The 10,552-nt window shown below is 75.0% G+C and carries 7 protein-coding genes; 3 read left to right on the top strand and 4 right to left on the bottom strand.

Going from position 1 to position 10,552, the window contains the following annotated elements; genetic code table 11:
• Positions 1-1,038, bottom strand: a 1,038-nt coding sequence (locus ABD308_RS30430; RefSeq protein WP_486327040.1) for an MFS transporter, incomplete at its 3' end; no start/stop codon positions are given.
• Between the two features lie 324 nt (positions 1,039-1,362).
• On the opposite strand from ABD308_RS30430, the gene ABD308_RS30425 reads away from it, so the two are divergent.
• Entirely contained in the window at positions 1,363-2,244 is an 882-nt protein-coding gene (locus ABD308_RS30425) for a DUF3027 domain-containing protein (protein WP_344342026.1), read from the top strand.
• A gap of 159 nt (positions 2,245-2,403) precedes the next feature.
• Positions 2,404-5,709, top strand: coding sequence for a sacsin N-terminal ATP-binding-like domain-containing protein (locus ABD308_RS30420; RefSeq protein WP_344342023.1), 3,306 nt, complete (start codon positions 2,404-2,406; stop codon positions 5,707-5,709).
• 25 nt (positions 5,710-5,734) lie between these two features.
• Here the strand turns inward: ABD308_RS30420 and ABD308_RS30415 are convergent, their stop codons facing one another.
• From ABD308_RS30415 to ABD308_RS30405, 3 genes are read right to left on the bottom strand one after another with little or no spacing between them, the layout of a single operon-like run.
• A complete protein-coding gene (locus ABD308_RS30415) occupies positions 5,735-5,971 on the bottom strand; it encodes a hypothetical protein (RefSeq protein WP_344342020.1) in 237 nt (78 codons plus the stop codon).
• A 33-nt stretch (positions 5,972-6,004) separates the two neighbouring features.
• Positions 6,005-8,506: an HAD-IC family P-type ATPase gene (locus ABD308_RS30410; RefSeq protein WP_344342017.1), complete on the bottom strand. Its 2,502-nt coding sequence runs from the start codon at positions 8,504-8,506 to the stop codon at positions 6,005-6,007.
• A gap of 52 nt (positions 8,507-8,558) precedes the next feature.
• Entirely contained in the window at positions 8,559-8,843 is a 285-nt protein-coding gene (locus ABD308_RS30405; RefSeq protein ID WP_344342014.1) for a DUF2530 domain-containing protein, read from the bottom strand.
• A gap of 245 nt (positions 8,844-9,088) precedes the next feature.
• On the opposite strand from ABD308_RS30405, the gene ABD308_RS30400 reads away from it, so the two are divergent.
• Positions 9,089-10,552: an NCS2 family permease gene (locus ABD308_RS30400; protein WP_344342011.1), complete on the top strand. Its 1,464-nt coding sequence runs from the start codon at positions 9,089-9,091 to the stop codon at positions 10,550-10,552.

The following is a 10,552-nucleotide window of genomic DNA, read 5'->3' as shown; positions in this document are numbered from 1 at the left end:
CGAGGCCCTGGGCCGCTGTCCGGCGTCCGCCGGCCCGGGGGCCCGGGCGCCGCCGCGGCCGTGCCGGAGGCCGAGGTGGCCCGGCGGGTGCTCCTCGGAGTGCAGCACGGCGCGCTGCTCGCCCTTGGCCGAGTCCACCTCGTGCGGCAGGTGGAAGGCCATCAGGGTGCCCGCGACGAACACCAGGAAGGCGCCGCGCAGCGGCCAGCCCGGCCCGATGAGGTGCAGCAGCCCGCCGACGCCGGCCGCGACCATGGTGGCCAGCAGTCCGGCCAGGGTGACCCGGGAGTTCGCCTTCACCAGGGAGAGCCGGGCGGGCAGCAGCCGGGGCACCACCACGCTGCGCACCACCCCGTACGCCTTGGAGGCGACCAGCACGCCGAGCGCCTCCGGGTAGAGCGCGAGACCGCCGCCGGACACCACGCCGGCCATCGTCCAGGCGAGCACCGCGCGGGCCAGCATCGACGTCGCCATCGCGGCCCGGCGGCCGTGCGGCAGGCAGTCCAGCAGCGGGCCGATCACCGGGGCCAGCACGGCGAACGGGGCCATGGTGACCAGCAGGTAGAGCGCCACCCGGCCGCGGGCCTCGCCGGTGGGCACCGAGAAGAAAATGGTGGAGGCGAGCGCCACGGTGATCAGCATGTCGCCGAAGGCGTTCAGCGCGTGCAGTTCGATGAGCTTGGCCAGACCGGACTCGCCGGCGCCCTCGGCGGCGGTGGCCCGGCGGATCCGGCGGCCGGTGCCGTGCACCACCTTGCCGGTGCGGGAGCCGGCCGCGGAGGCGGTGCGGACCAGGAAGTGCCGTCGCGGCTCCTCCGCGTCCGCCGTTTCCTCCGCGTCCGCCGTTTTCGCCGTTTCCGCCGTGGACGCTTCGCCGTCCCCGGGGCCGTCGACGGCGGGCAGTGGCGAGGGGTCCACCGACCGCGGTTCGTCCGCGGAGTGGACCGGAGGCTGCTGTCGCGGCACGGCGTTCGCCTCGTCGGGGCTGCCGGTCTGCGAGGCGCGCAGTGCGTGCTGCGACGGGTTCTCGTCCGCCACAAGCCCATCCTGCCCCAGAATCGGGACGGCAACGCGGGATTCCGCTCCGCGCCGCGCGGCCGACGGCCGGCGTTCCCGTTCAGGACGTTCCGGGGCCACTCCGGGCGCCCCGGACTGTGCCGGGTGGCCGACCGACGGGTAGCCTGCCCAGGGTCCGCCCGAGGGCCCGACCGGCGCCGGCGGACCTGACGAGCGGCGCGGCCGGTATCCGCGGCGGCCCGCGGTCGCGCAGAATGGATGAGGGAACCCGAGCCGCGACGGATACAGGCAACTCGCCGTGGGCGACAGAAGAACTGGGAGAGAATCGACGCCGTGAGTGCTGCGATGCGAAGCCGTACCCCTGATCGGCTCTGTGCCGAGGCCGTCGAACTCGCCCGTCAGGCCGCGGAGGACGCCGTCGGCGCCGAGACCGTCGGAGCGCACCTGGGTGTCCAGGCCGAGGCCGACCGTGTCGTCACCCACACCTTCGAGTGCCTGGACGCGGCCTACCGGGGCTGGCACTGGGCCGTCACCGTGGCCCGCGCCCCGCGTGCGAAGAACGTGACGCTGGACGAGGTCGTGCTGCTGCCCGGCGCCGACGCGATCCTCGCCCCGCAGTGGGTGCCGTGGAGCGAGCGGCTGCGCCCGGGCGACATGGGCCCGGGGGACCTGCTCCCCACCGACGCCGACGACGTGCGCCTGGAGCCGGGCTGGACCGGCGAGGACGAGCCCGCGCCGAACTCCGCGGTGGCCCAGGCCGCGCAGGAGGACGTGCTGGTCTCCGACCCGGACATCCAGCCGGCGCCGGTGCGCGCCCAGATCAGCGCCGTCGCCGACGAGCTGGGCCTGGGCCGCAGCCGGGTGCTGTCCCGGCTCGGCATGCACCTGGCCGCCGACCGCTGGGAGAAGGCGCACGGCCCGCAGTCGCCGATGGCGCAGTCCGCCCCGGCCTCCTGCGTCAGCTGCGGCTTCCTGATCCCGATCGGCGGCACGCTCGGCCAGGCCTTCGGCGTCTGCGGCAACGAGTTCGGCCCGGCCGACGGCCAGATCGTCTCCTTCGCGTACGGCTGCGGCGGGCACTCCGAGGCCGCCGTCATCCCGGCCCCGCCGGCGCCCGCCGAGCTGATCCTGGACGAGCTGGTGGTCGAGCCGATGCCGCTGCACCCGGACCGGCTCTCCGGCTCGGTCGAGCCGGACGCGCCCACCGAGGAGCTCGGCCACTCCTGAGCGCCGGCCCACTCCGGGGGCCCGCCCCACCCGGTGGGTCGGGCCGCCGTCGTTCCGGCCGGGCGCGGCCCTGCGCCGGGGGCGTGTCCGGCGCAGTCCTTCCGGCAGGGAAGAATGCCCCCGTAGGGCACAACAGGGCGGCGGAAGGCGGCAGGTCCAGTGGAACCTCGGATCATCGGCAGCGGCACGGACGAGCACCTCGCGGACCCCTTCGGCTGCGCCGAACTGCGCCGCCGGGTGCTGGACGCCTGGGCCGCCTCCCCGGCCCGGTTCCGGGAGGACGCCAACGCCGAGGAGGAGCTGGCCCTCGGCGGCTACCGCGACCGGCTGGTCGTCGAGCTGGCGCAGAACGCCGCCGACGCGGCCGTCCGCGCCGGGCACGGTCCCGGCCGGCTGCGGCTCACCCTGGCGGACGGCGTCCTGGCCGCCGCGAACACCGGTGCTCCGCTGGACACCGCCGCGGTCGAGTCGCTGTCCACCCTGCGCGCCTCCTCCAAGCGCGGCGAGCGGGACACCACGGTCGGCCGGTTCGGCGTCGGCTTCGCCGCCGTCCTCGCGGTGACCGACGAGCCCGCCGTGCTCGGCGCGGCCGGCGGGGTGCGCTGGTCGCTCGGCGAGGGCCGGGCGCTGGCCGAGGAGCAGCCCGCGCTGGCCGAGGAGCTGCGCCGCCGGGACGGTCACGTCCCGCTGCTGCGCCTGCCGTTCGCCGCCGAGGGCCCGGCGCCGGAGGGGTACGACACGGTGGTGGTGCTGCCGCTGCGCGACGCCGCCGCCGAGGACCTCACCCGCCGGCTGCTGACCGGCATCGACGACGCGCTGCTGCTCACCCTGCCCGGCCTGGCCGAGGTGGTGGTGGAGACCTCGGAGGGCACCCGTACGCTCACCCGGTCGGCCGCCGAACCGCAGCTCGACGGCATCACCGAGGTGACGGTGACGGACGACGCCGGCGGGGGGCTGCGGCGCACCGTCTGGCAGACCGCCGAGGCGGCCGGGGCGCTCGCCGCCGACCTGCTCGCCGACCGGCCCACCGAGGAGCGCGCCCGCCCGTACTGGACGGTGACCTGGGCGGTTCCGGTCTCCGACGAGGGCGCCCCGCAGCGCCCCGCGATCGCCCCGGTGCTGCACGCGCCCACCCCCAGCGACGAGCCGCTCGGCCTGCCCGCGCTGCTGATCGCCTCCTACCCGCTGGACTCCACCCGCCGGCACGTCGCCCCCGGTCCGCTCGCCGACTTCCTCACCGAGCGCGCCGCCGACGCCTACGCCGACCTGCTGCGCGCCCGCGGCGGCGACCTCGGCTCACTCGGCCTGGTGCCCGGCCCGCTCGGCCAGGGCGCGCTGGACAACGCGCTGCGCGCCGCCGTGCTCTCCCGGCTGCCCGGCACGCCCTTCCTGCCGCACCCGGCGCCGGTCGAGGAGGGCACGCCCGCGCTGCGGCCCCGGGACGCCACGCTGCTGGAGGGCGCGGACGGCTCGGTGGTCGAGGCGCTGGCGCCGATCTTCCCCGGCCTGCTGCCGGCCGGTCTGGAACGCCGCACCGAGCTGCGGGTGCTGAACGTGCGCCGGGTCCCGCTCGCCGAGGTGGTCGACCAGCTGGGCGGCCTGGACCGGGAGCCGGCCTGGTGGCGGAACCTCTACGCGGCGCTCGGCGGCGCCGACCCGGAGGCGCTCGGCGCGCTGCCGGTGCCGCTGGCCGACGGGCGGACGGTCACCGGCCCGCGCCGCGTCCTGCTGCCCTCCGACGACGCCGACTGGGCGGCCTTCCCCGGCTACCCCGAGTCGCTGGCCGACGCGCTCGCCGTGCTCGACCTGCGGCTCGCCCACCCGGAGGCCGCCCACCCGCTGCTGGCCAAGCTCGGCGCCGGCGCGGCCACCCCGGCCGGGGTGCTGGACACGCCCGAGGTGCGGGCCGCCGTCGCCCGCTCCTACGAGCTGGCCGAGGACGACCCGGACACCGCCGCCGACCTCGCCGAGGCGGTGCTGTCGCTGGTCAAGGCGGCCGCCCCGGCGCCCGGCGAGCACCCCTGGCTGGCCCGGCTGGCCCTGCTCGACGACGAGGGCGAGCCCGCCCGTGCCGGGGAGCTGCTGCTCCCCGACAGCCCGCTCGCCGAGCTGGCGCGCGAGGACGACGCCGCCTGGGTGGACGACGACCTGCTGGAGCGCTGGGGCCCGGAGGTGCTCGCCGCCACCGGCGTGCCGGCCGAGTTCGTGCTGGTCCGCGCCGAGGACGTGGTGCTCGACCCGGACGACCTGGAGCGGCTCGACCCCACCGCCCCCGCCGACCGGGCGGCCGGCGGCCACCCCACCGGGCTGATCGACGAGGCGCCGGACGGCCTGGCCGACTGGGCCGAGGACGCGCTGGAGGCGCTGCACGCCGACGACGGCGACACCGTGGGCGTCCCGCCGGTCGCCGCCGAGCTGCTCGCCGTCCGCGACCTGGACCTGGTGGACGACGACGCCTGGCCGCAGGCGCTGGCCGCGCTGGCCCGCCCGCCGTACCGGGACGCCGTGGTCACCCCCGTCCGCACCCTGCTGCCGGACGGCTCGTACGCCGACCTGCCGCCGTACACCGCCTGGTGGCTGCGCGACCACCCGGTGCTGGACGGGCGCGAGCCCGCCGGGCTGCGCGCGGCCGGCGCCGATCCGCTGCTGCGCGGCCTGTACGACGAGGCCCGCACCACCCTGGACGAGCAGTTCCTGCACGCGCTGGGGGTGCGCACCACGCTGGCCGCGCTGCTCGCCGAGCCGCACGGGCCGGACGAGGTGCTGGACCGGCTCACCGACCCGGTCGCCGAGGTCGGGCACCGCCAGCTGCACGGCATCCACAGCGCGCTGGCCCGGATCGAGGCGGATCGGATCGAGCCGCTGGACGTGGTGCGGGCGGTGCCGCCGCTGGACCGCGCCACCGGCCGCCGTCCCGACCGCACGGTCGTGGTGGACGCCGCCGACGCGGTCGTCGCGGACGCCCCCGACCTGGTGGAGCTGCTGCACGACCACCCGCTGCTGCCGGTCGCCCCGGCGCTCGCCGCCGACCTCGCCGAGCGGCTGCACGTCTCGCTCGCCAGCGAGGTGGCCGGCGGGCGGGTGCTCTCCCAGGGCTCGCCGCACCGGGTGCCAGCCGTGGTGCGGGAGCTGCTGCCCGGCTGCCCGGTCGCCTACGAGGAGCACGAGGAACTGCTGGTGGTCGGCCCGGACGGCGAGGAGGCCGCGGTGGACTGGCGCTGGGACGGAGCGGCCGGCACCCCGGAGGCGCCGTACGACCCGGAGTCCGCGGAGGAGGCGGACGAGGACGACGAGTTCGAGGTGCCGCCGGTGCCCGGGCTGCTGCACGCCGCCACGCCGGAGGGGCTGGCCGCCGGGCTGGCCTGGTCGGTCGGGCAGTGGCACCGCCGGTTCGAGGTGCTGGCCGCGCTCAGCGAGCCGGACCGCGCCTACGAGCTGTCCGCCGCCCGCGACTTCGAGGGCTGAGCCGGCTTCCGCCGGCTCCCGGGCCTCAGGACCGGGAGCCGGAGCGGGTCCGGCCGCGGGCGATCAGCCGCAGGTAGACCGCGACGGTGGTCACCACCCAGGCGGCGGTCAGCACGCCGATCAGTGCCTTGGTCAGCCGCGGCCCGGGGTGGATCCCGGCGAGCGCGCCGACCCCCGCCATCGCCAGGGCCAGCACTCCGGTGATCAGCAGCCCGCCCAGGAAGGCCGTGAACGCCTCCAACTCCCCACCCCTGCGCGCCATCCGGTACCCCCCGGGATAGTCCTGCCTCGTGGGTCAATCATCGGTCCGGCGGCGCATGATCCGCCAGACCACTTCCAGCACGACCCCGGCGGCGAGCGCGATGACGACGCCGATCCACGGGTCCCGGGTGCCCTCCAGCGAGAGCTGGAAGAAGTCGGAGAGCCACGGCACCGTCAGCACCAGGGCGAACGCCCCGCCCATCGTCCCGATCAGCAGCAGCCGCCACCAGTTGTACGGGCGGGCCACGATCGCCAGCACCCAGATCGCCACCAGGAAGAGCGTCAGGGTGGCCACGCTGGTGTCCGACTTCAGCTCGGTGGCGTGGTTGGCGCGGGCCAGCGCGTACGCGGTGAAGGTGGCCGTCCCCGTGATGAGGCCGCCCGGGATCGCCATCCGCAGCACCCGGCGCACGAAGCCGGTGCGGGCGCGCTCGTTGTTGGGCGCGAGCGCCAGGAAGAAGGCCGGCACGCCGATCGTCAGGGTGGACAGCACGGTGGAGTGCCGGGGCAGGAACGGGTACGGGGAGTGGGTGAAGATCACCAGCAGCGCCAGCAGCACCGAGTAGACCGTTTTGACCAGGAACAACCCGGCCACCCGCTCGATGTTGCCGATCACCCGGCGGCCCTCGGCGACCACCGAGGGCATCACCGCGAAGGAGTTGTTCAGCAGCACGATCTGGGCGACCGCCTTGGTCGCGTCGCTGCCGCTGCCCATCGCCACGCCGATGTCCGCGTCCTTGAGCGCCAGCACGTCGTTGACGCCGTCGCCGGTCATCGCCACGGTGTGGCCGCGCGACTGCAGCGCGCCGACCAGCCGGCGCTTCTGCTGCGGGGTGACGCGGCCGAAGACGGCGGTGCGCTCGGCGGTGTCGGCGAAGGCCTCCGGTTCGGCGGGCAGGGCGCGCGCGTCCACCGGGTGGTCGGCGCCGGGCAGGCCGAGGTGGGTGGCGACCGCGCCGACCGAGACGGCCGCGTCGCCGGAGATCACCTTCGCCTGGACCCGCTGGCCCTCGAAGTAGCGCAGGGTCTCGGCGGCGTCCTCGCGCAGTCGCTGCTGGAGCACCACCAGGGCGAGCGGCCTCAGCCCGGCGGCCGGGTCCGGGGCGTCCAGCGGGACGGGCGTGCGGCCCAGCAGCAGCACCCGCAGGCCCTGGGCGCCCAGCTCGTCGACCTCGGCCAGCGCGGGGTGGCCGGGCGGCAGCAGCACGTCGGGGGCGCCGAGCAGCCAGCTGGCCTCGTCGCCGCGCGGCTCCAGCAGCTGCACGCCGCTCCACTTGCGGGCGGAGGAGAACGGCATCGCCTCGATCACCCGCCAGCCGTCGCCTCGCGCGCCGTCGCCTCGCCCGCCGGCGTCCCGCTGTCCGCCGTCCGGTCGCCCGCCGTCGCCGTAGGCGTCGATGACGGCCTGCATCGACGGGTTGGGGCGGGCGTCGGCGGCGGCCATCACGCCCAGGGCCTGCTTGACGGTCTCCTTGAGGGCGCCGTCGTCGGGCGTACCGCCGTCCTCGGCGCCGATGACGCGCAGGTCGACGACGTCCATGCCGCCCTCGGTGAGGGTGCCGGTCTTGTCCAGGCAGACGGTGTCCACCCGGGCCAGCCCCTCGATCGCGGGCAGCTCCTGCACCAGGCACTGCCGGCGCCCCAGCCGGACCACGCCGATCGCGAAGGCCACCGAGGTCAGCAGCACCAGGCCCTCGGGCACCATCGGCACGATTCCGGCGATCATCCGGCGGACCGCCTCGCGCCAGTCCCGGCCCTCCACCGCCAGCTGGCTGATGATCAGACCGATCGCGGTCGGCACCAGCAGCCAGGTGATGAACCGCAGGATGCTGTCGATGCCGGTGCGCAGCTCCGACCTCACCAGGGTGAACCGGCTGGCCTCCTCGGCCAGCTGCGCCGCGTACGCCTCGCGGCCGACCTTGGTGGCGGTGAACGCGCCCGCGCCGGCCACCACGAAGCTGCCGGACATCACCGGGTCGCCGGGGTGCTTGAGCACCGGGTCCGGCTCGCCGGTGAGCAGCGATTCGTCGATCTCCAGGCCGTCCGCCTCGGTGACCTCGCCGTCGACGATCACCTTGTCGCCGATGCCGAGCAGCACGGTGTCGTCCAGCACGATCGCGCCGACGGCGACCTGCTGGGGGGTGCCGTCCCGGCGCACCTGGGGCCTGGCCTCGCCGATCACCGCGAGGCTGTCCAGGGTCTTCTTGGCGCGCAGCTCCTGGATGATGCCGATCGCCGTGTTGGCGACGATGACCAGGCCGAACAGGCCGTCCTGGAGCGGGCCGACGACCAGGATGATCGCGAACATCACGCCGATGATCGCGTTGAACCGGGTGAAGACGTTGGCCCGGACGATCTCCTTGGCGGAGCGGCTGGAACGGGCCGGGACGTCGTTGACCTGGCCGCGTGCGACCCGTTCGGCCACCTCGGCGGCGGTCAGCCCGCCGCGTCGCCCGGGGAGCACGCCGAGGGGGTGGGCGCCGTCCGGAGTCTCACCGGCGGGCTGTTCCTCGGCGGGCTGCGCAGGCTGCGTCATGGCACCGACTCTACGGGCGCCTTATGTCCGATGCGTGCTACTAAAGGACTATTCAGTCCGACCGGGTGGCCGGGTCCCGGGCCTCGGCCGTGGCGGCGGCCCGGCTGCGCGCGATGGCGTCCCGGCGGGCCCGGCAGTACCAGAGGCCGATCAGTCCGAGTCCGCCGCCGGCCAGGCAGATCCACGGCCAGTTGCCGTGGCCGTGGTCGGAGAGCGTGCCCCAGAAGGGGAGCAGGACCACGAACGCCACGAACCAGAGCACCGTGCCGCCGCCGACGATGGCGACGTCGTTGGCCTCCAGCGGCGGGGGAGAGGGGTGCGGCGGCGTCTTGGGCATGGGCTCTAGGGTACGGTGCGGGCGCACGACCGATCGATTCCGTGCGGGTCTGTCCACGCTTGTTACAGGGGTTATTCGTTCTACGCGCGAAGATAGCGTGCTTGCGATCGGGAACCCATACTTGTCTCTCCGGTCGGTCGCGGCATGCTCAGGACACCGTGCTTCGTGCCCGTCCTACCGGGTCGCCCGGCCACCGTCGTCCCGGGCGGGTCCCCCTCTCCTCCGCCCCCCACAGAGGACGCAGCATGCCCGTGGCCCAGCCGACCACCGAGTCGCCCGAGCCCGCCCAGCCCGACGCGCCGAAGCCCCCGTTCGGCGTGCTGGACCGCTACTTCCGGATCAGCGAGCGCGGCTCCACCCTGCCGCGCGAGATCCGCGGCGGTGTCGCCACCTTCTTCACCATGGCGTACATCCTGGTGCTGAACCCGATCATCCTGGCCAGCGCCACGGACATGACCGGCGCCCACCTGGACAAGGGCCAGCTGGTCACCGCCACCGCGCTCACCGCCGGCCTGACCACCCTGCTCATGGGCGTGATCGGCAACGTTCCGATCGGCCTCGCCGCCGGCCTCGGCGTCAACACCATCGTCGCCCTCCAGCTCGCACCCAAGATGACCTGGCCGGAGGCCATGGGCATGGTCGTGCTGGCCGGCTTCGCGATCATGCTGCTGGTGGCCACCGGCCTGCGCGAGCGGGTCATGAGCGCCGTCCCGCTCGGCCTGCGCAAGGCCATCGCGATCGGCATCGGCCTGTTCATCACCCTGGTCGGCCTGGTCGACTCCGGCTTCGTCAGCCGCATTCCGGACGCCGCCCACACCACCGTCCCGCTCCAGCTCGGCACCGGCGGCCACCTGACCGGCTGGCCCGTCCTGGTCTTCGTGCTCGGCCTGCTGCTCACCCTCGTCCTGCTGGTCCGCAAGGTCCCCGGCGCGATCCTGATCTCCATCGCCGTGATGACCGGTGCCGCCGTGGTGATCGACAAGATCGCCGACATCCCCGCCCTCAGCTGGGGCCTGACCGTTCCGGCCTGGCCGGGCAACCCGGTCGCCACCCCCGACTTCGGCCTGGTCGGCGAGGTCAGCCTGTTCGGCGGCTTCGAGAAGGTCGGCGTCCTCACCGGCGTGCTCTTCGTCTTCACCGTCCTGATGTCCTGCTTCTTCGACGCGATGGGCACCATCCTCGGCGTCGCGGACGAGGCCCACCTGCTGGACGAGAAGGGCGACCTGCCCGGCATCAACAAGGTCCTGATGATCGACGGCATCGCCACCGCGGCGGGCGGCGCCACCTCCTCCTCCGCCAACACCTGCTTCGTCGAGTCCACCGCCGGCGTCGGCGAGGGCGCCCGCACCGGCTTCGCCTCCGTCGTCACCGGCGGCCTCTTCGTGGTGGCACTCTTCCTCACCCCCCTCGCCACCATGGTCCCCGCCCAGGCCGCCACCCCCGCCCTGGTCACCGTCGGCTTCCTGATCCTCGCCAACTCGGTGCGCGACATCGACTGGTCCGACTACACCATCGCGATCCCGGCCTTCCTGACCATCGCGATGATGCCGTTCACGTACTCAATCACCAACGGCATCGGCTTCGGCTTCATCACCTTCTGCGTCCTGCGCCTCGCCACCGGCCGCGGCCGCGAGGTCCCCCTCCCGATGTACGCCGTCTCCGCCGTCTTCGCCTTCTACTACCTGATGCCGGCCCTCGGCCTCCTCTGA

This window comes from Kitasatospora putterlickiae, from assembly GCF_039527695.1.
Taxonomy (GTDB): domain Bacteria; phylum Actinomycetota; class Actinomycetes; order Streptomycetales; family Streptomycetaceae; genus Kitasatospora; species Kitasatospora putterlickiae.
This window is presented reverse-complemented; position numbering and strand designations above follow the sequence as displayed.

Coding starts and splice junctions, on each gene's coding strand:
- ABD308_RS30425 (WP_344342026.1), top strand. CDS start 1,363: ATGCGAAGCCGTACCCCTGATCGGCTCTGTGCCGAGGCCGTCGAACTC.
- ABD308_RS30405 (WP_344342014.1), bottom strand. CDS start 8,843: ATGCCCAAGACGCCGCCGCACCCCTCTCCCCCGCCGCTGGAGGCCAAC.
- ABD308_RS30410 (WP_344342017.1), bottom strand. CDS start 8,506: ATGACGCAGCCTGCGCAGCCCGCCGAGGAACAGCCCGCCGGTGAGACT.
- ABD308_RS30400 (WP_344342011.1), top strand. CDS start 9,089: ATGCCCGTGGCCCAGCCGACCACCGAGTCGCCCGAGCCCGCCCAGCCC.
- ABD308_RS30415 (WP_344342020.1), bottom strand. CDS start 5,971: ATGGCGCGCAGGGGTGGGGAGTTGGAGGCGTTCACGGCCTTCCTGGGC.